24 protein-coding genes are annotated in these 18,192 nt (G+C 44.5%); 11 read left to right on the top strand and 13 right to left on the bottom strand.

Annotation, left to right across the window (positions count from 1 at the left end; all coding sequences use genetic code 11):
- Positions 1–82 precede the first annotated feature (82 nt).
- Genes FK220_RS10195 through deoD form a run of 3 tightly spaced genes read left to right on the top strand, consistent with a single transcriptional unit; the run spans position 83 to position 1,834 of the window.
- Complete coding sequence (locus tag FK220_RS10195; protein ID WP_152574203.1) at positions 83–487, top strand: hypothetical protein; 405 nt, start codon at positions 83–85, stop codon at positions 485–487.
- On the top strand, positions 484–1,125 hold the full coding sequence (gene deoC / locus FK220_RS10190; protein WP_152574202.1) for a deoxyribose-phosphate aldolase: 642 nt from the start codon (positions 484–486) through the stop codon (positions 1,123–1,125). The genes FK220_RS10195 and deoC overlap by 4 nt, the downstream gene beginning before the upstream one ends.
- Positions 1,126–1,135: 10 nt before the next feature.
- The gene (deoD, locus tag FK220_RS10185) at positions 1,136–1,834 is read left to right on the top strand and encodes a purine-nucleoside phosphorylase (protein ID WP_152574201.1); all 699 of its coding nucleotides are present in this window, start codon (positions 1,136–1,138) and stop codon (positions 1,832–1,834) included.
- A 31-nt stretch (positions 1,835–1,865) separates the two neighbouring features.
- Here deoD and FK220_RS10180 read toward each other — a convergent pair whose 3' ends face one another.
- Both FK220_RS10180 and FK220_RS10175 read right to left on the bottom strand, forming a co-directional pair.
- Positions 1,866–2,687: a universal stress protein gene (locus FK220_RS10180; RefSeq protein ID WP_152574200.1), complete on the bottom strand. Its 822-nt coding sequence runs from the start codon at positions 2,685–2,687 to the stop codon at positions 1,866–1,868.
- A 1-nt stretch (position 2,688) separates the two neighbouring features.
- Positions 2,689–3,000 carry an HPF/RaiA family ribosome-associated protein gene (locus FK220_RS10175; RefSeq protein ID WP_152574199.1) on the bottom strand — a complete coding sequence of 104 codons (312 nt, stop codon included), beginning with the start codon at positions 2,998–3,000 and terminating at the stop codon, positions 2,689–2,691.
- Positions 3,001–3,123: 123 nt separating this feature from the next.
- Between FK220_RS10175 and FK220_RS10170 the strand changes: the two genes are divergently transcribed.
- Positions 3,124–3,576, top strand: coding sequence for a DUF2267 domain-containing protein (locus tag FK220_RS10170; RefSeq protein ID WP_152574198.1), 453 nt, complete (start codon positions 3,124–3,126; stop codon positions 3,574–3,576).
- 65 nt (positions 3,577–3,641) lie between these two features.
- Here FK220_RS10170 and FK220_RS10165 read toward each other — a convergent pair whose 3' ends face one another.
- Positions 3,642–4,274, bottom strand: a complete 633-nt coding sequence (locus tag FK220_RS10165; protein ID WP_152574197.1) for a hypothetical protein — start codon at positions 4,272–4,274, stop codon at positions 3,642–3,644.
- A 165-nt stretch (positions 4,275–4,439) separates the two neighbouring features.
- Between FK220_RS10165 and FK220_RS10160 the strand changes: the two genes are divergently transcribed.
- From FK220_RS10160 to FK220_RS10130, 7 genes are all read left to right on the top strand, one after another.
- Positions 4,440–5,066 (top strand): WG repeat-containing protein, encoded by a 627-nt coding sequence (locus tag FK220_RS10160; RefSeq protein ID WP_152574196.1) that lies wholly within the window; start codon positions 4,440–4,442, stop codon positions 5,064–5,066.
- A gap of 2 nt (positions 5,067–5,068) precedes the next feature.
- Positions 5,069–5,830, top strand: a complete 762-nt coding sequence (locus FK220_RS10155; RefSeq protein WP_152574195.1) for an SDR family NAD(P)-dependent oxidoreductase — start codon at positions 5,069–5,071, stop codon at positions 5,828–5,830.
- A gap of 34 nt (positions 5,831–5,864) precedes the next feature.
- Positions 5,865–6,425: a GyrI-like domain-containing protein gene (locus FK220_RS10150; protein WP_152574194.1), complete on the top strand. Its 561-nt coding sequence runs from the start codon at positions 5,865–5,867 to the stop codon at positions 6,423–6,425.
- Positions 6,426–6,493: 68 nt separating this feature from the next.
- Complete coding sequence (locus FK220_RS10145) at positions 6,494–7,093, top strand: FMN-binding protein (protein WP_166204857.1); 600 nt, start codon at positions 6,494–6,496, stop codon at positions 7,091–7,093.
- Between the two features lie 26 nt (positions 7,094–7,119).
- Positions 7,120–7,890: a GNAT family N-acetyltransferase gene (locus FK220_RS10140; protein WP_152574192.1), complete on the top strand. Its 771-nt coding sequence runs from the start codon at positions 7,120–7,122 to the stop codon at positions 7,888–7,890.
- Between the two features lie 65 nt (positions 7,891–7,955).
- Positions 7,956–8,483, top strand: a complete 528-nt coding sequence (locus FK220_RS10135) for a hydrolase (protein ID WP_152574191.1) — start codon at positions 7,956–7,958, stop codon at positions 8,481–8,483.
- A gap of 108 nt (positions 8,484–8,591) precedes the next feature.
- The gene (locus FK220_RS10130; protein ID WP_152574190.1) at positions 8,592–9,803 is read left to right on the top strand and encodes a metallophosphoesterase; all 1,212 of its coding nucleotides are present in this window, start codon (positions 8,592–8,594) and stop codon (positions 9,801–9,803) included.
- A 98-nt stretch (positions 9,804–9,901) separates the two neighbouring features.
- On the opposite strand, the gene FK220_RS10125 is transcribed toward FK220_RS10130, so the two are convergent.
- The 10 genes from FK220_RS10125 to FK220_RS10080 form a co-directional block, all read right to left on the bottom strand.
- Positions 9,902–10,180 (bottom strand): 2TM domain-containing protein, encoded by a 279-nt coding sequence (locus tag FK220_RS10125; protein WP_152574189.1) that lies wholly within the window; start codon positions 10,178–10,180, stop codon positions 9,902–9,904.
- Positions 10,181–10,458: 278 nt separating this feature from the next.
- Positions 10,459–11,124 carry a VIT1/CCC1 transporter family protein gene (locus FK220_RS10120; RefSeq protein WP_152574188.1) on the bottom strand — a complete coding sequence of 222 codons (666 nt, stop codon included), beginning with the start codon at positions 11,122–11,124 and terminating at the stop codon, positions 10,459–10,461.
- Positions 11,125–11,240: 116 nt separating this feature from the next.
- Positions 11,241–11,768 carry a flavodoxin domain-containing protein gene (locus FK220_RS10115; RefSeq protein WP_152574187.1) on the bottom strand — a complete coding sequence of 176 codons (528 nt, stop codon included), beginning with the start codon at positions 11,766–11,768 and terminating at the stop codon, positions 11,241–11,243.
- A gap of 67 nt (positions 11,769–11,835) precedes the next feature.
- Positions 11,836–12,468: a DUF4386 domain-containing protein gene (locus tag FK220_RS10110; protein ID WP_152574186.1), complete on the bottom strand. Its 633-nt coding sequence runs from the start codon at positions 12,466–12,468 to the stop codon at positions 11,836–11,838.
- Positions 12,469–12,576: 108 nt separating this feature from the next.
- Entirely contained in the window at positions 12,577–13,593 is a 1,017-nt protein-coding gene (locus tag FK220_RS10105) for an alcohol dehydrogenase catalytic domain-containing protein (protein WP_152574185.1), read from the bottom strand.
- A gap of 17 nt (positions 13,594–13,610) precedes the next feature.
- A complete protein-coding gene (locus tag FK220_RS10100) occupies positions 13,611–15,446 on the bottom strand; it encodes a phytoene desaturase family protein (RefSeq protein WP_152574184.1) in 1,836 nt (611 codons plus the stop codon).
- 65 nt (positions 15,447–15,511) lie between these two features.
- Complete coding sequence (locus tag FK220_RS10095; RefSeq protein ID WP_152574183.1) at positions 15,512–15,883, bottom strand: nuclear transport factor 2 family protein; 372 nt, start codon at positions 15,881–15,883, stop codon at positions 15,512–15,514.
- 30 nt (positions 15,884–15,913) lie between these two features.
- The gene (locus FK220_RS10090; RefSeq protein WP_152574182.1) at positions 15,914–16,408 is read right to left on the bottom strand and encodes a hypothetical protein; all 495 of its coding nucleotides are present in this window, start codon (positions 16,406–16,408) and stop codon (positions 15,914–15,916) included.
- Between the two features lie 285 nt (positions 16,409–16,693).
- Entirely contained in the window at positions 16,694–17,371 is a 678-nt protein-coding gene (locus FK220_RS10085) for a hypothetical protein (protein ID WP_152574181.1), read from the bottom strand.
- A 53-nt stretch (positions 17,372–17,424) separates the two neighbouring features.
- On the bottom strand, positions 17,425–18,003 hold the full coding sequence (locus FK220_RS10080; RefSeq protein WP_152574180.1) for an NAD(P)H-dependent oxidoreductase: 579 nt from the start codon (positions 18,001–18,003) through the stop codon (positions 17,425–17,427).
- Positions 18,004–18,192: the final 189 nt, after the last annotated feature.

The following is an 18,192-nucleotide window of genomic DNA, read 5'->3' as shown; positions in this document are numbered from 1 at the left end:
TTTAGCCTTTCTAACTGACATTTGTCATATCCATAATACGATTTTGCCCCTAACTTTGAAATCGAATCAGAACCACCGAATAATGGCAAATACGGAAATCATCGGAAAAGAATTCTACGAAAACCTCGGTAAACTTTTTTATGCCGTGGCGATGGCGGATAAGAGTATCCATACCAAGGAAATCGATAAGTTACGAACCTTCATTCGAAAGTACTGGTTGGATGTTGATGAGGTAGAGGACGAATATGGTGAGGACGCCGCGTTTCAGATAGAAGCTGTTTTCGATTGGCTTCTGGAATATGAAAAGAACGCGTATGAGTGTTTCGAGGAATTTCAGGAGTTTTACAAGGATCACCAGCGACGATTCACACCGTATATCAAAGTATTGATTTTGGATACGGCCCATTCGATCGCGGCCTCCTTTTCTGGTAAAAACAAGTCCGAATTGGTACTTTTGGGCAAACTCGGCCTTTTATTGGACCAATGAGATTGGAAAACTACATCGATCATACCCTTTTAAAAGCCGATGCCACGGACTCGGAAATAAAGGAATTATGCCTGACAGCTAAGCAGCATCGATTTTATGCCGTCTGTGTCAATGGTTGCCATGTTTCGTTGGCAAAAAGACTTTTGGAAGGTAGTAAGGTAAAAGTGGCAGCTGTTATCGGTTTTCCGTTGGGTGCCACCTCGACCCCTGTTAAAGTATTCGAGGCTTCGGAATATGTACAAAATGGCGCCGACGAAATTGATATGGTACTCAATATCGGTTGGTTGAGGGCAAGACAGATGACCACCGTCCAAGATGAGATTGCGGAAATCAAAAAGACCATCGGACAGAAAATCCTGAAAGTCATTCTGGAAACCTGTTACCTAACAAAGGAAGAAATCAAATGGGCCTGTGAAGCGGCCATTGCCGCAGGGGCTGATTTTGTGAAGACCTCTACGGGTTTTGGTACAGGGGGAGCTACTTTGGAGGATGTCGCATACATGCACGAAATTGTCGGGAACCGAATTAAGATCAAGGCTTCCGGTGGCATTAAAGATGCCAAAACCGCCAGAGAATATATTAAAATGGGTGTTTCCCGAATAGGCACCTCTTCCGGGGTTGCGATGGTCGCGCCTTAATCGAATTTGTATGAGTACACATATTGAGGCAAAAAAGGGAGAAATTGCCGAAACCGTTTTGATGCCGGGTGACCCCATGCGTGCCAAATGGATTGCCGAAACCTTTTTGGAAGATGCTTTCTGTTATAATGACGTGCGCGGTATGTTAGGGTACACAGGAACCTACAAAGGCAAACGGGTATCCGTACAAGGGAGTGGTATGGGTATTCCCTCGGCCATGATCTACTACCATGAACTGATCAATGACTATGGGGTACAACAAATTATCAGGGTGGGTACGGCAGGTTCCTATCAAAAAGACGTTAAACTGAAGGACATCGTATTGGCAATGGCCGCCTCGACCACCTCGGGAATCAATAATTCGAGATTTATCAATGCCGACTATTCACCCACCGCGAATTTTGAGTTATTGATGAAAGCGGCGTTATATGCCAAGGAAAATAACATACCCGTGAAAGCGGGGAACGTGCTTAGTTCCGATGAGTTTTATGAAGACGATCCCAACGAGTATAAACTGTGGGCAAGGTTTGGGGTGCTTTGTGTCGAGATGGAGGCTGCGGGGCTCTATACCATCGCTGCCAAGTATAACATAAAAGCCCTTACAATTTTGACTGTTTCGGATTCGCTGGTGACCGGGGAACGGTCTACTTCCGATGTACGGGAACGCACTTTTGGGGAAATGGTACGGATCGCCCTGAACATTTTTTGATCAATTGTCCGTATCGAAGTACCTCGGCAGATTACATTTTTAGGGTCAGAACAGGCAACTGGGCATGGTTGGCCACATCCTCGCCAATGCTGCCGACCAAGAAATGCGAAAGCCCTTTTCTTCCATGGGTCGGTACCGCCACCAAGTCCGCCTCTATTTTTCGGGCGTATTGTAGCAGGCCTTCTTCTACACTGTAATCGTTGTAAATAGCTACTTCCTTTTTAATGCCCGTATTCTCCATGAATTGGGCGATCCGATCTTCGATTTGTTTCGAACTCATAAAATGGGCAGCGGGTAGGTTGATGTAGACCAAATGCAATATGGCATCAAACGCTGCTGCGAAGTCCCTTAATTTACGGTATACCAACACATTCTCATCTTTAAAGTGCCAGGCCAGAACAATGCGTTTTATTTTAAAATCGGGCATTCGTTTTTTAATCACCAAGACGGGCACCTCTGAGGTCCTTACTACTTTTTCGGTATTGGAACCTACAAAAATATCGACCATACCGCCAACGCCGTGGGAGCCCATGATGACAAGGTCGATATGGAGCTCCTTGGCGATGGTATTGATTTCATCAAATCTTTTATAGTTTTGGACCATTTCGGAAACCTTGATACCCTGTAGATATTCGTGATTTAGAAAAGAAGCGAATCGCTTTTTTGCCAATCGCATGTAATACTGGGCTTCCATGAATTCCTGCGATTCATCTTTGGTAAATATCGATTCCGAGAGGCCCATCATATGTAACACGATTATTTCCGCGCCTGTGGTTTTGGCGATTGTGGCCGCTACCTCGAGGGCATACTCCGAATACTCCGAAAAATCTACCGGTATCAAAATCTTTTTCATCCTAGAGGCTTTTACGGTGTTCATTGAATTTTCCCTTGCGCTTTTTCAATTGTCGTTCCAAATCCGCAATAGTGGCCGCGGCCGCTTTTTCAAAGTTATTTTCGTCCGATTTTGCGAATAGCCGTGGGCCTGGGGCACTAAGCTGTATTTCACAAATATTGCCTTTTCCACGGGGGTCGTTTTCCAATTTAAAAAAGACATCCGCACGGATAACGAACTGATATTTATGGCCCAACTTCTTCAAATTGCGGGTTACGATTCCGTTAAGCGATTCACTGGTCGGCATTTGAACATATTGAATGTTGATGGTCATTTTTTATGGGTTTAAGATTCTATTCAAAAGTAGGGGGGTACAGGTAGGGATAAAATGACATATATCATTTCCTTTTCCATTCTAAAATGTAACCTTTAGCACTCACCCTAAAACCTGGAAATTATGGCACTAAATTTTAATCAATATGCTACGGAAGGGAATACCTTTCTGAAAGACTATACCAAGGAAATGAACCTTGGTAACGATCGTGACAAGGCCGGAAGAATTCTGACGAGTATCTTACATGCCCTCCGGGATATTATTCCGCCAGAGGAGTCATTGCAGTTCATCGCCCAATTACCCATGTTCCTGAAAGCGGTATATGTAAATGGATGGAACATCAAAAAGAAAAAACCCAGGGTAAAGAAAATGGCCGAATTCCTCGATCTTGTGCGAGCGCACGACGGACCTTCGGCCGTGAACGATTTTGAATACAGCGACGAGGTGGCCGAGCGCTACGTCGATTCTACCTTTATCTTTTTGAGGAAATATGTATCGCTGGGGGAATTGGAAGACATCCGCGATTCACTTCCCAAAGATTTAAAGAACATGATTTACTCCAATTTAATGTTTTGAATCTTTTTGCATAACAAAGAGGCCTCCACAAGACTTTTTAGAGGCCTCTTTGTTATGCGCGAAAATTATAGTGGGTCAATAATCCCTTCGCGTTCCAGCTGTTTTGTTATGCGAGCTACATAGTCGTTTACGGTAGCGGTAATACTGTATGGGTCCACTATGTTCAGGGTACCTACCCAGACCAATGATTTCTCTGTATCTTCCTCGATATTGTAAATGGAGGTCTCAACATGGTACACTTTGTAATCGTTATAATACCCGGGCGTGTAATACACGCGCTGAAATCGATAATAATAGCGCCCGAAACGGTACCAGTCATAACCAAAAGTGTAATAGTCTGAACGGTAATTCCTTTTATCATCCACGCCGACGACCGCTGTAATAGCGACTGCGTCAAAACCTTCATCGACGAGTTTTTCTTTCATCATTTCTATCTCCCGCTCGCTTCTTTGGGCATCGGTAAACGACTCCTCCAATACCGTTGTACTTTCGTGGGCATTGATACCGCGTTTTGTAAATTCCTTTTTGAGCTCCTCCTCGAATATTTTACGGGCGGTAAGATTATCGGTCATTCCGATAACCAATAATTTTTTGGGCCTAAAGGCAACGATTTCTTCGTTTTTCCAACTATCCACGAATCGTGTAGAGGAACAGGACGTCATGAATATAATTCCTAGGATCAGCGTTATTTTTTTCATTATTTCCAAAATTTAGGTGCACCTTTTTTGTAGTATAAAGCTAGCCCGGTACACTTGAGATCCCTATGATTTGAGTCAGTCATTTAACTGACGACCGCATGACCTTGGTCATTTTTTTGTTGCCTAATGGGGAATACCTTAGTATCAAATTCAAAAGCAATTACTATGAAACGATTAGCACTGTTAGTTTTAGGAATACTGCCTATCATTTTAGGAGCACAAACACTGAACGGAATAGACGAAATTGCTCCATTCAGCGAGGGTTTGGCGGCAGTTCGACAAGGCGATCAATGGGGGTTCATCGATGAAGAGGGCCAACTGGTGATCGATTTTAGGAACGACCTTCATTGGAACAAGAATGCAGACACCTCCCAGGAAGATATTACCGGGGTGCGCTACCCGATGTTCAAGGAGGGGCTTTGTATGATCAGGAAAATCGTCGAGGAGGGTGTTCCGGTTTATGGGTTCATAAATACCGAAGGAAAGGTCGTTATAGAGCCCCAGTTCTTAAATATATATCCCTTTGAAAACGGGTATGCCACCGGGGTACTTTTTCATAAAACCTTAAAGGGCGAGAACGAGTTTAAATTAAAAATTTACGAATTCAAATTCCATGATGTCCTCGTTCACACTTCCGGAAAGATCGAAGAGTATTTTGAGCCTAGGCAAAACATCCAGATGACCTCAAAACGGTACAGACTACCTGACATTGGGGCTAAACTGTTGACCGAAGGGTTGATTGCGGTGCATGTAAGGGATAAAGGTTGGGAAGTTAGAAAGTTAACCCTCTAACTATGGAACGCTTAAAAAATAAAGTGGCCATCATTACCGGAGGTGCCGGAGGTATCGGTTTGGCAACCGCCAAGTTGTTCTTGGAAGAGGGTGCCAAAGTGGTCATCGTCGACTACAACAAAGAAGCATTGGAAAAAGGGGTTGCCGAGATAAACCACCCAGATCTATCCTATTGTGTGGCAGATGTTTCGAAGCCCGAGGACACCGAGAAGTACGTGAAACAGACGTTACAGGTACACAATAAAATCGACGTTTTTTTCAATAACGCCGGTATCGAGGGTGTTTCAAGACCTATTGCCGAATACCCGGATGCGGTATTCGATAAAGTCATCGCGGTAAACCTAAAAGGAGTATGGTTGGGCTGCAAACACGTCATTCCACAAATGTCCGAAGGTGGAAGTGTTATAATTACCTCTTCAGTAGCCGGCCTGATGGGCTTTTCAGGACTTGGGCCCTACGTGGCCAGCAAACATGCAGTGATTGGTATTATGCGTACCGCTGCCCAAGAATTTGCGGGAAATAAGATACGCGTAAATACGATACACCCGGGTCCGGTCGATAATGACATGATGCGAAGGATCGAAGCGGACATTTCCCCGGACGACCCTGATAAGGCCTTGAAGCGATTTGAAGCCCTGGTACCTTTTGGCCGATACGCGTCTTCTAGGGAAATCGCCAATATGGCCTTATTCCTTGCCTCTGACGAAAGCAAGTATATCACCGGATGTATGCACGTGGTAGATGGCGGTATGCTCGTTGCCTGATGAATTATCATTAACCTAAAAATTCCTTTAAGCAATGAAGGTGCTAAAAATAGTAACAGTTGTCATAGGTGTGCTTCTAATAGTGCTCATCGGCCTGTATGCCTATTATGGCGGCCTTACGGCTATCAGCCCTGAAATTAAGGAGGTTGGTGGCGAAACCTTGGTCTATGAACAAATGACCGGTGATTATGGCCAAAGCGCGGAGGTTTCAGATCGGGTCTATCAAAAGTTGTTGGATGATTATCAAATCGAGACCACTAAAGGTTTTGGGGTCTATTACGACAATCCACAAACAACGGAGAAAGAGATATTACGGGCAGATGTGGGATGTATTTTGGAATCGGATTTTGAGAAGATTGCTGTTTTGAAAAACGATTTCGAGATAAGACAGTATCCCGAAGGGTCCTATCTTACAGCGGAATTTCCGTATAGGGGAATGCCCTCTATACTGATAGGAATTATGAAGGTATATCCAGCTCTCCATAGCTATTTGGAGCAAAATGGCTATAGGGTCGACTCCCCGGGCCTCGAAATTTGGGACCTTCCCAATCAAAAGATTATATATCGTAGAGAACTGATTAAAGTTGAATCATGAAATCAAAAATTTTAAGGTTGTCAGTTGCATTCACTTTCTTTTGTATAGGGTGCAAACAAAATAAGGAAGTGGCAAAACCGGTTACAGACGAACCCGTTCAGGAAGTCGTTATGAGTCAAGTACCTGCTGAAATTCTGGAGCTCATAAAATTTGCCGATACAACCCTTTCGGAGGGTACGGGGGTCGAGCAACTAGTACTATTCAAGGAAATTGATGCGAAGGGAACCGTTCAAACAGTAGATAGCAAGACGGCCGTGAATCTGTACAAAAGGATGATGAGCCCAAAAACACCGGATACATTTCCGCTATTTGAAATCAAAAATACCGATAAGACCATATTGGTCTTGGGCGGGAAAGGATATGAAGGACCTATTTGGGCAAAGGTGTTAATCGATAAGAATACGCGGGAAATCCTAAAAATCGAATTTGGCCATCAATTCGAATCGGAAGGGTATGGCGCAGCAATTACCAATAGCAGTTTTGAAAAGCAATTTTTGGGAGCAAAGATTGGTCTTGAAGCGAACACTTTCGGGTTACAGCAAGGCGGCCGGGAAGTCATAAAGGGGAATCAACCGATTGATGGAATCTCCGGTGCCACGGTTACGGGTAATAAGGTTGTTGAATTACTGAATGAAGGACTCCTTAGGCTTAAGGAATATACGGAGTAAAACAAATCAATGTAAAAATCGATGCCATGGAACTAAAAATAGTGGAGGTAACCCCAGAAAATGTAAAGTTGGAAACACTGTTCTGTATCAAAGATATTACCAATCCCGGTTTTGAGAACAAACGAAAATGGTTCGAGAAGCGCCATAAAGAAGGACTTCGAATTAAAATTCTGAAAGATAGTGACGATAAAATGATCGGATTTATAGAATATGTTCCGGCCTCGTACGCTTGGCGCCCGGTCGAGGCAGCTAATTTTATGTTCATCCATTGCATGTACGTGTATTCAAAAAAGGATAGAAACCAAGGATTAGGCTCCCTTCTGGTGACGGATGCCGAAAAAGAGGCTAAAGCAATGAATATGTCAGGGATATGCGTAATGTCGAGCAAAGGTGCTTGGATTGCCAACAAAGGGATTTTTGAAAAGAATGGTTTTACCCAAGTAGATCAAAGAGGACGGTTTGAACTGCTCTCCAAGAAATGGGATAAGCAAGCCCAAGAACCAATACTATTGGACTGGACTGCGGAACAAAAAAAGTACCAGGGCTGGCACTTGCTGTATGCCGACCAATGTCCGTGGCACGAAAAATCGGTCTTTGACATATTGAATGTTGCCATGGAACAAGGGATTGAACTAAAAGTAACCAAATTCAAAACCCCGGAAGCGGCAAAACGGGCTCCTTCGGGCTATGGGGTATTCAGTCTTCTGCACGAAGGAAAATTGTTGGAAGACCATTACATCAGCGCGACCCGGTTTCGAAATATCCTGAAAAAGGAAATGCAGCTCCAGAAAAAATAAACATCAGGGATAAGTCGTGAAATCCTAGATTAACAACTAGATAGTACTTTTTTAAAACAAAAAAGATGGAATTAATAAAGGAGGAAGTAAAACAAGCGAAACAAACTAAAGACACCTGTTGTCCGGTCTTTCATCCCGAAAGTTGGGATGGGAAAACGGTAGAATGGAACCGGAAAAAATTCATCAAGGCAACGATACCTATTTTTTTTCACATGCCTCTGCCTGCTATGATCTCGAACAGGGTAACCAAAATGATGAAACTGGCCGAGGATGCCAAGGCACTTTCGGAGAATCCGGAAGATATTTTATTACTTTTTATTGACCCGAATGCCTTCAAATCCGAGATATATCTATCAGTAATCGACATAGTGCCGGGAGCCATTAACACCGAACTCTCTGGAACCTTTAGGGCGAGGGTTTTTGACGGGCCCTTCAATGCCGCCCCGAAATTTATGAAACAGATGGATACCGATTTGGAAAATCAGGAAAAAAAGGCCAAAAACTATTATGTTCACTATGCCTATTGCCCAAAGTGCGCGAAAGAAACCGGACACAATTATATGGTTTTGTTTGCAGAACTGACCGAAGATTAGTCTTTCCGATTAGGTCGAAGAAGTTCTTTTCGAACTGCTGGGAGGTAGTTGTCCCGTGCAGGTTTCTACCAATCGGTCGGGAAGCTACGCTTGAAATTGAAATAGCGAATGAGACGATATTCTTTTTTTTCCATTCTTCTCTTGGCCTTGGCAGTGCTACTAGTCGACATTATCGCGTTTTATTGGTTGCAATCTATTACCAAACTTCTTACCTCCGATTCCCTTAAGTTGGCGATTAACGTTGCCTTTTGGTTTTTTACCGTCGGACTTGTCGGTGCTATTTTGTTATTGAAGATACGGTTTGACAGCATTCCCCCTAGACGTCAACAACTGCTTGTATCCTCTTTATACGGACTCACCGTTTCTTCCTTTGTACCGAAATTGATCTTTATTTTGATTATTCCCATTCTGCGTTTTTCAAACTATGCTTTTTCGGAACAAGAATCGTTGATTGTCGTACCCATTGTAGGGCTTCTTTCCGGATTCCTTCCTTTTTTTGTGATCGTGTATGCCATTTTTATGGCTCGGTACCGCTTTAAGGTACGTCATCTGAAACTCAAATTTTCCAATCTCCCCAATAGTTTTGACGGACTCCGGATCGTTCAGATTTCGGATACCCATTTGGGAAGCTTCAACCATAAATACCATGTATTCGACCGCGCCGTTAAACTGATCAATCACCTGGAACCCGATTTTATTTTTTTTACGGGGGACTTGGTCAATAATTTTCAATGGGAAGTACGAGGCTGGAAATCGACCTTCGATAAACTATCGGCCAAAAAAGGGAAGTATTCCGTTTTGGGAAATCACGACTATGGGGATTACAGCGAGTGGGAAACCCCAAAGGCAAAACAGGACAATTTTGAAGGAATTAAGAAATTCCATGCTGATATCGGGTTTAAACTGCTGCTCAACGAAGCCAAGGTCGTAGCGCTTAACGGTGAAAGTATCGCTGTTGTAGGAGTGGAAAATTGGGGCCATCCGCCCTTTAAACAGTATGGCGATTTGCAAAAAGCACTGGAAACGGTCAATGATATCCCCTTTAAAATACTGCTTTCCCACGACCCTTCGCATTGGAGCGGGGAAGTAGTGAAGGAAACCGATATCGCCCTTACCTTGTCGGGCCACACCCATGGAATGCAAGCCGGTATCCATTTAAAGAATAGCCAATGGAGCCCCATTAAATATAAATACGAACATTGGGCGGGTCTCTATTCCCAAGGCAATCAATACCTCTACGTAAATCGCGGCTTGGGGTGGCTTGGATTTCCGGGCAGGCTGGGCATGCGTCCCGAGATTACCTGTATCGATTTTAAATGAAATTCACCATTCAGGAACAGTTATTAGGAAATACCCACCGCCTATTCCCAACGCCATACGGCCTTCTTGTCCGTTTTGCAGGCAGATACTTGCTGTTGTCATAAATTTTTAGCGGCATCTTTTTCCATTTGTTTCGTGATCATCCCCTCTGTTACGGTCAATTTTTCTGGGAAGACAAAGACGCGTAAAGCGTGTATGACTACTGCGATTCCCCATCCAAAAAGAGGCCACTTGAACCAAAGATATTCAGGAGTATTGACAATATTGATGAGGAACAACAATGTCATTACCCCGATAAAGACGTAGAGGTGAATTTTGAACCGTAATTTTGCCTCTACTTTTTTTCTAGCACGTTCATAAACTTCTTGATTTTCCATCCTTTTCTACTTTAATAGTACAACCAACTGTTTGGGATTCGAATACCAAAGTTTGGGAAATCGCGCTTCACTGGCAATGACTTAGGTCATCGACTTTGCAAGGCTCGACCCTTTATACCAATTCTCATTTGGAAATCAGCTAAAGAAACTATTTATCAGCTGAAATTCAATGGGGAAATGGTATTAGTCGTTCCTATTATCTGGGAGGTCTTGAAACGGAAGTCATCGGTCCCTTTTATTCGAAACCGACTGCGAAGCGGTGACAAAAAGCACTTTTTTTAAGCGACGTTGACCCCGAATAGATAGCCGATCAAGGCAGTCGTTCCCATGGCGATCGTACCCCAAAAGGCTATCCGCCATACCGCCTTGGGAATGCTGGAGCCACCGGCACGGGCCGCAACCGCACCGAGTAAAATCAGGAATACCAAGGCAAATAGGTATTGTAGGTAGATCATTTGCTCCAAAGGAGCGAATAAGGCCGTCACCAAAGGTAGTGCCCCCCCAAAGACAAAAGCGGCCCCAGAGGCCAAAGCGGCTTTAAGCGGTTGGGCCTGGGTCATCTCATTGATTCCCAATTCATCGCGGGCATGGGCTTCAAGGGCGTCGTGTGCGGTCAGTTGTTTTGCTACTTGTAAGGACAGCTCCCTATCAAGCCCCCTTTGTTCGTAGATTTTTGCCAATTCCTCCAACTCCGCCTCAGGGGTTTCCGTCAGTTCCTTAATTTCTCTTTGAAGATCGGATTTTTCGATATCGCTTTGGGAACTGACCGAAACAAATTCCCCGGCCGCCATCGAAAGCGCCCCAGCGACAAGGCCGGCAATCCCGGCTAAAACAATTGGTTCCCTGACCTCGGAGGCCACGGCCACCCCGATCAACAAACTGGCCATGGACAAAATTCCGTCGTTGGCCCCCAGTACTGCGGCCCGTAACCAGCCACTTCTCATTAGATAATGTTTTTCAGCTACCACTTGTATAGGTTATTGTTAAAAATTCTTATAATAGTTTCATTGATGTAGGAGTGCTTCAATTTCCAAAATATTTTGAATAGAGGGTGATTTGATTACTGATTATTGGGATATTTAGCTGTTCCTAGATGTTCTTGTCTGACCCATTTTGTAATCGGTTCAATGCTTGATTTGTCAACATAATCGAATCCTCCACGTTCATCCTTACGGGCTCGGGGGTCGGGATTGAAAAGCGATCCGACCCACAGGATCTGCCGAAGCCACCAACTGATTTTTGAATGGTCCAACCTGCCGCCAAGAGCCACATGCTCCATTTCTGACAACAGTTCGGATGGAAGGGAGGCAGCGACCCATCGTTCAAGTTTGGGACTGGGCCCGGCACCGGAGACCGAAAACAATAGCTTCGACCTGCCTTTGAGCTTGGACAAATTCGCCCTTGCCCATTTTCGGATGGTCAGCTTAAAATAGAGAATGGAACTGCCCAAAACCAGAAATTCGTAATCGGACGGATCGGCACGGGTGTCCTTGATGTCGAATACGGGTAATCCGGTGGCTTCGCCAATCCAGTTGGCATATTGTTCCGTGCTCCCATAGTTACCTGAGTAAAAAATTGCTCCTTTCATACTACTTGGTTTTTGTTATTTATTTTTCAAAATTGCGCTGGCCCCTAGGTCCAAAATAAAGGCCATGTTACCGACTCTCAACAGGTAGCCTATTTCTTTTTACGATAAGCCAGATACTTAGTGAGAGTTCTGCAACAGCCATGGTCGACATTATAATTGCCCCGAGTATTTCGGGCAGATGAAAATCTACAAAGAATACGATATAGGTAAAGGATGCGATTACCAACAAAATACCAAGGCTTTTTGGGATGTATGCTGCCTTGAAGACCGAATAGCCGAGTACAAAGATGTGCAGGGCAAAAAATAGGTATCCTACCAGTTTTATGGATGCATAGCCGTAAACATCAATAATTTTCAAGACCAAGGCAACCAAAGCAATTATCAAAGTAAAAGCGTATAGCACCCTGAGCACTGCCGCTAACGATGCAAGCTTTTTGTCCGCGGGTTTAAGAACAACATAAAGTGCGAGGCCAATAATTGCATCGAGGGCAAGTACGAGTAGATACCCAACCACGGCATAACCAAACAGTCCCGAATTAGCCCTGATATCCCTTTCTAAAGCTTCCGTATCACCGGGTACTACAAAATTAGCCAATAGAAAATCATCAACCAAGGTTACGATTAAAACCGAGGTGATAAAGGCCACCCCGACAACCATAGCAGCTTTACTGGTCGATACATTACTAATGAAATTTTTCATATCGTTTGCTTTAGGTCCGTTTGGTGTTTATCAATTGGAATGGTTTATTTTTTTAAATGCTCAAACCAAAATTTCGAAACCCTTTTGAGTAAGCCTATTCTATTTTTTTCAAGACATTCTTAACAGCATTTTTCCTCCGGTCATTTGTTTGGTATAATCGCGGATGGCTTCTTTCACTTCGTTTAATGGATAGATTTTTCTGATCTCACTTTTGAGATCGCTTGGAATCTGCTTCTGTGCACGTTTCCACAATGACATTGTTTTCAGGATACCTTGTTCGCCGATCCAAGGACCGAGCCAGAAACTGTCAATCCCCTTATTTTCAAAAATCAAGATGCCAGGACTCACTTGAACAGCTTCACGGGAAAGTGCGCTGAATACAGTGACCCTGCTATTCTGCGGCATCGCTTTCAATAGCTGACCGGTCATTTGACCTGCCACCGCATCAAACGCAATACGCGTATTCATTTGATGACAGGCATCATGTAGTTCCTGTTCAAATCCTGTTTCATTGCTATTCAGGACCGTGTTGGCACCTTGGGCCTTGAGAAGATCTACTTGGGCATCCCTTCGAACGACGTTTACGATCTGGATTCCTTCTTTTCGCCCCAGTCGGTTCACCATTTGGCCGACTGAACTTGCCGCAGCCGTCAATGCAATGGATTTATGACCTCCTCTTTTCGTAATGTCTATAAATGCACTGGCCGTAAGGGGGTTTATAAAGGACATTGCTCCTTGCTCCAAACTCAATGATTTGCTTAAAGACAGTACGCCTCCTTTAACGCTTTTGACAACGTACTCCGACCAAATGCCTCCGCCTGTGCCCCAACCGGTGCAGACCACTCGTTTACCAAGGAAATAGTTTGCCATAACCCCCGGTCCGGCAGCAACAACTTCTCCAGAACCTTCTCCTCCTGGCACCATAGGAGTTGGGTTTTTAAAGCCATAATAGCCCGTCAAAGTGGCCAAATCTGAGGGATTTATTGGTGCATAGGCTACTTTGACCAAAACTTGGTTCCTTCCCGGTGTTGGTACCGGTCGTTGTTCAATGCTTAAGGCATCGGCACCGGAATAGGCATTCAAAACAGCCACTGTCATAGTAGCTGGAATCTTTACTTTGCTCATATTGATTCTGTTTTGTGCTAGACCTTCGGTCCGTATATCGTTACCATATCGCCACTATCCATAAGCTCACAACTTTTGGAGAAGCTGCTGTCATCCAGTTCAATTTGAAACCTTAAGTGATTGTCTTCCCCATTGGAAACAATAGGAAGCCATCGATAGGGCAAATCCAATTCTGTTTCTTTGGGCTGCTTTAAATTAAGAACAGCATATTGCCCTTTTTGGTGCTGAAATCCGTTTGGTCTTTCAAAACGCAATTCCAACGTTTTGTCATCGATTTGTTTACGTTCCAAGAGAGAAACCATTCTCTCGTCAACATAGGTTGCATCATCACATGCTGACCATATCTTGTCTCGATTCATCTGCAGTGCAGCCAAGAATCCTCCCGTGATGCTTCCTTCGAATCCTCCACCTGGAAAGGCCCATGCCGATGCGAAATACAAATTGGGTATCAGGAAATTGTTTCTGAATCGCTTATCTCCTGTTTGTTTTTTGGTTTGGGCATAACCGTACACCGACCCACTGGGATTCGAGGTATATCGTTGAATCGTTTTTGAGGTAGAAACCTCGTAGTATTCAATACTATCCCGAATTCCAGGAAACTGTTTCTCCAATCGTTGTAACAGTATCTGGGCCACTTCTTCCTTCTTCGCCTTGTAGTCTTCCTCGTTTAAACCGTCCCAGTCTTGCAGATAATCGACCGTACAGATCACACCTTCTGATTTACCGGGTGGTGCCAGTTGGGAATCTACCTTGCCATAGTCGACAAAAATGAATCTACGCTTCGACCAATCGCCCTGGTGGTTGGGCTTGACGTCTTTCAAGGATTTGACATCCTCACCCTCGATGACATTCGAGTAATGTTTTACTCCGAATTCCTCCACATCCTTACTGAAACCGAGGTACATGCACAGTAGCGAGCAAGAATTGATTTTGTCACCGATGCGTTCCTTCAAAGAACTGGCAAAGGGCTCATCCAGCATAGCTGGTACTAAGGGAATAGCGCAATTGGCGATCGCATTATCACAAGAAATAGTAACGGGTTCCAAGTGGTCGTTAAATCGATCACGGAAGGTGACTCCCGTCACTCGGCCGTTCTCAGTAACAATCTTCTCTGCCTTTTTACCAAGTAGCACAGTGCCACCCTGCTTTTCAATGTATGTTGCGAGATGATTGGACAGCTGTTGGGACCCCCCTTTTATAAAGTGACCACCATTCTGGATAAAGCCAGAGAAAGGCAACCCATAGTAGAACATCGATAGGGTATAGGGATCATCGCCCCAATATGCAAGGTGTGCTACCAGATCGATCTTTGCATTTTCATTGGTGATGTACTTATCCAACCAGGATCCGACCGTATGTCGATCGGCTTCCACAAGATTCGGGTACAGCAGGGGCATCAACGGATAGATGAGCTTTTTTACCCATCGCGAACGCGGTTGATTGGTTCCTTCCTTTCGGATTCCTGCGAGCACTTTCAAGAATCGCTTGATGCCTTTTGCATCGTCCGGGTATTTGTCGACCAATGCCTTGGTCGCTGCGTCATAGCCATGAGGGAACACGAATTTTCCCCGATCAGAAAAGACAGCATAGAATTCGGGTACTTTCAGTAAATCGATTTTCTGATCGACTTCGAGCATTTCGAAAATTTGTGGAATCGTACCATGCTCTACAATGCCGCTCATTTCATGCAGGCCGACTTCTATGATAAAATCGCCTCGTTTAAAGGTGGTCGCGCAACCGCCTGGTTTATGATGCTGTTCCAATAACAGCACTTTCTTTCCGAATTTTGAAAGGGTGGCTCCGGCAGTAAGCCCCGCCAAGCCGCCTCCGATTACAATAGTGTTGTATTTCATTGGTTTTCTATTTGACAAGAATCGAACGGTAGTATAGGTGCCCGTTCCATCGTTGCTTCTGATTATTAACTATAAACGGCCGGAATATCCCAAGCCTCTGTAATCTTACCGTTGACGATGCGCCATACGACGACCGCGTCAATCTCTATTGGTTTACCTTCCAGCAACATAGTGTTCCTGACATGGGTAATGACCAGTTCGTCCCCGATAGGGGTTATGGATATGGGATTAACCTTAAAGGAACCGCTAGTGGTCTGTGCCATTTTCCCAAAAAAATCCCGGAAACCTTCTATGCCCACGTAGTCTCCCTGAATCTGAGGTAATCGCGGATTGAAATAATGCCATACCCGATACTCTGCAATGATATCCTTGGCCGTGGCAAGATTCGTTAAGTCTAGTTGCTGTAGTAGGGTGATTTTTGGATGTGCTGTACTCATAACGCCATTTTTCCGATAACTATACGCCGCTCATGGGGCATGATTGTTGACCATCCCTCGTTTAAAAATGTACCGGGTGATGAATATGCCCTGATTATCACTTTCCCCTGCGTCACTTTCTACTGCACTTGTCACAAAAATCAACTCCCAGCCCTCTGCCAACATCGCCGTCAATTTGGAGGATATGACAGCGTCATTGGCGGCAATATTCTGAAATCGGATACCTCCTGCATTAAAGAAGTTCAAGAGTTTTGTTTCTTCAAAATCCTTCACCCGGATATCTTTTCTTTTAGTTCTATTTCGAGTATTATCTACCTCGGTCTGTTCCGAGGAGAATTCGGTGTAGTCCCGTGTTGAATCCGTTGAAATAAGCCGTGAGCGTCCCAGACCAAGTGGTACGATCGATTCGATACTAGTGATGACCTTCACCTCAAATTGGGGTGTATCGGCTTCCGGTTCGTTTTGTGCGGCGGCACTGAACATGATTGCGATGGCAACGATGCCTGCTATAATAGATTTTTTCATTGGAGTATTTTTTAATGTTCGATTTTGGTGGGATATGAAAAAGGAATACCAATACAGGCTAATCGCTGAGATAGCTGTACGGAGGTATTCTTTTCTTTTTAAATATGGGCGGATGCAATAGTTCACCACTGACCTTCTTAAGTTAGCCGGGGAACTTTGTGCCTTTAGATAGAAATGGGAGTACTTGTTTTATTCTGAAATGCCTAAGTACAGTGAATTTCTATTGTAGACCACAAGTTAAACGTCTAAAAGCGAATAATCTATGACCGTGGTCATGGCCTTCTACTAGGGGCTTGTGCCAGCCCGTTCGAAAACCCTGCCCAACAAAAGAAAAACGACCGGGGCTATGACAGCATACCCGATGATGCCAATATTTCGTATGCGCATATCGTCCAAAGGCACGCCAAGGAGTCCCGCTAGGCTGAGGACACCACTGGCAATCATGAGCATTCGTACCTTTTTTTGCAATTTTCCTGTTCCGAACACAGGAGCGGCAAGGAGCATCGAGAGGGCATAGAACCAGTCCCACGCAAGAATATCCAGGGCATATACCAAGGAGGGCCACTTAAAAGAGAATAAGTTGCGGTGCAGTTCGGGTGCATTCATTTCCATTGGATGGCCGACCGTCAAGACAACAAAATGAACGGATGAGGTAATTCCTGTCATGAGGAGCATACATATGAGCGCCATACTACTGAACGCCTTATTGCCGGGGGACGCATAGGCATGTACCGCAATCATGCATAGCAGCATCAAAGGGGCTATAAGCAGGGTCAACAGCTCCATGAGGGTAAAAAAAGGATCTCCGATGGGGGTTTCAGGAGAAGGTAGGGATACCAATCCAATGGTGGTGGTGAATACGTACACTAAAAGGAGGGCACTTACGGTCCAGGCCGCTGTTTTCCCAACAACCCGATGGCTACCTGTAAAATCGTGTCGGTATCGAGGCTTGTTTTTACCCATTTTCTGTGAGTGCTAAGGGGCAACGGAATTTAAAAACTTCGGTCGATCCTAAACTATTTCATTCCCACCCCTAAATCTTTGGTCTTTTGAAGCCATTTGGCCCGCTTGGCCGCATCCGATGTTTTGATGGGACTAAAAGCAGTTATTCGAACAGGTCGAACGCCACAAAATCCCAGAACGGTTTTTTTCATGGCATTGTGGCCCGGTTTGCTGTACATCAAGGCGTAATACCATTTTGGGGTATCCATGGTAACGATCAACCGTGCCGACTTTCCGGTTAGGAGTTTGTCCCAGAACAAGGAATTTTCCTTATATCGAAATGCGAAATTCGGCAAGAACAACCGATCGATGAAGCCTTTCAACAGGGCTGGCTGCGTGCCCCACCAGGTCGGATAAACGAAGACCAGATGGTCGGCGGCTTTGATGGCCTCCCAAACATGGAGCAGGTCAGGTTCCAATTCTGTTCGCCTACGATACCCGTATTTGAGGATGGGTGAGAATTCCAGATCGACTAAATGGACCATTTTACAGTTCGCACCTGATGCCAAGGCCCCGGTTTTATAATGGTTTGCAAGCGCAAAACAAAAACTTTCCTTGTCGGGATGACCATTGATGATCAAGATATTCTTCATGTGGTTTTTAGATTTAATTATCGATGGCATCGCTATTGGACGTATGACCTTTTCCAAAAGGTTTCACGGTATTTTTCAATACAATTATTCAGATCAAATGTATCTTCTAATCAAGCCAAGGGCAATGACCGTGGTCATATCAATATAATATGATTCTGTCTAAAAACTAGCAGGCTTATGACCGTATGT

It is taken from the genome of Pelagihabitans pacificus, from assembly GCF_009371985.2.
GTDB classification, from domain to species: domain Bacteria; phylum Bacteroidota; class Bacteroidia; order Flavobacteriales; family Flavobacteriaceae; genus Pelagihabitans; species Pelagihabitans pacificus.
This window is presented reverse-complemented; position numbering and strand designations above follow the sequence as displayed.

What these genes read in the sequence shown, in the direction of transcription:
- FK220_RS10195 (WP_152574203.1), top strand. Translation starts at nt 83, where the DNA reads ATGGCAAATACGGAAATCATCGGAAAAGAATTCTACGAAAACCTCGGT.
- deoC (WP_152574202.1), top strand. Translation starts at nt 484, where the DNA reads ATGAGATTGGAAAACTACATCGATCATACCCTTTTAAAAGCCGATGCC.
- deoD (WP_152574201.1), top strand. Translation starts at nt 1,136, where the DNA reads ATGAGTACACATATTGAGGCAAAAAAGGGAGAAATTGCCGAAACCGTT.
- FK220_RS10180 (WP_152574200.1), bottom strand. Translation starts at nt 2,687, where the DNA reads ATGAAAAAGATTTTGATACCGGTAGATTTTTCGGAGTATTCGGAGTAT.
- FK220_RS10175 (WP_152574199.1), bottom strand. Translation starts at nt 3,000, where the DNA reads ATGACCATCAACATTCAATATGTTCAAATGCCGACCAGTGAATCGCTT.
- FK220_RS10170 (WP_152574198.1), top strand. Translation starts at nt 3,124, where the DNA reads ATGGCACTAAATTTTAATCAATATGCTACGGAAGGGAATACCTTTCTG.
- FK220_RS10165 (WP_152574197.1), bottom strand. Translation starts at nt 4,274, where the DNA reads ATGAAAAAAATAACGCTGATCCTAGGAATTATATTCATGACGTCCTGT.
- FK220_RS10160 (WP_152574196.1), top strand. Translation starts at nt 4,440, where the DNA reads ATGAAACGATTAGCACTGTTAGTTTTAGGAATACTGCCTATCATTTTA.
- FK220_RS10155 (WP_152574195.1), top strand. Translation starts at nt 5,069, where the DNA reads ATGGAACGCTTAAAAAATAAAGTGGCCATCATTACCGGAGGTGCCGGA.
- FK220_RS10150 (WP_152574194.1), top strand. Translation starts at nt 5,865, where the DNA reads ATGAAGGTGCTAAAAATAGTAACAGTTGTCATAGGTGTGCTTCTAATA.
- FK220_RS10140 (WP_152574192.1), top strand. Translation starts at nt 7,120, where the DNA reads ATGGAACTAAAAATAGTGGAGGTAACCCCAGAAAATGTAAAGTTGGAA.
- FK220_RS10135 (WP_152574191.1), top strand. Translation starts at nt 7,956, where the DNA reads ATGGAATTAATAAAGGAGGAAGTAAAACAAGCGAAACAAACTAAAGAC.
- FK220_RS10130 (WP_152574190.1), top strand. Translation starts at nt 8,592, where the DNA reads ATGAGACGATATTCTTTTTTTTCCATTCTTCTCTTGGCCTTGGCAGTG.
- FK220_RS10125 (WP_152574189.1), bottom strand. Translation starts at nt 10,180, where the DNA reads ATGGAAAATCAAGAAGTTTATGAACGTGCTAGAAAAAAAGTAGAGGCA.
- FK220_RS10120 (WP_152574188.1), bottom strand. Translation starts at nt 11,124, where the DNA reads ATGAGAAGTGGCTGGTTACGGGCCGCAGTACTGGGGGCCAACGACGGA.
- FK220_RS10115 (WP_152574187.1), bottom strand. Translation starts at nt 11,768, where the DNA reads ATGAAAGGAGCAATTTTTTACTCAGGTAACTATGGGAGCACGGAACAA.
- FK220_RS10110 (WP_152574186.1), bottom strand. Translation starts at nt 12,468, where the DNA reads ATGAAAAATTTCATTAGTAATGTATCGACCAGTAAAGCTGCTATGGTT.
- FK220_RS10105 (WP_152574185.1), bottom strand. Translation starts at nt 13,593, where the DNA reads ATGAGCAAAGTAAAGATTCCAGCTACTATGACAGTGGCTGTTTTGAAT.
- FK220_RS10100 (WP_152574184.1), bottom strand. Translation starts at nt 15,446, where the DNA reads ATGAAATACAACACTATTGTAATCGGAGGCGGCTTGGCGGGGCTTACT.
- FK220_RS10095 (WP_152574183.1), bottom strand. Translation starts at nt 15,883, where the DNA reads ATGAGTACAGCACATCCAAAAATCACCCTACTACAGCAACTAGACTTA.
- FK220_RS10090 (WP_152574182.1), bottom strand. Translation starts at nt 16,408, where the DNA reads ATGAAAAAATCTATTATAGCAGGCATCGTTGCCATCGCAATCATGTTC.
- FK220_RS10085 (WP_152574181.1), bottom strand. Translation starts at nt 17,371, where the DNA reads ATGGGTAAAAACAAGCCTCGATACCGACACGATTTTACAGGTAGCCAT.
- FK220_RS10080 (WP_152574180.1), bottom strand. Translation starts at nt 18,003, where the DNA reads ATGAAGAATATCTTGATCATCAATGGTCATCCCGACAAGGAAAGTTTT.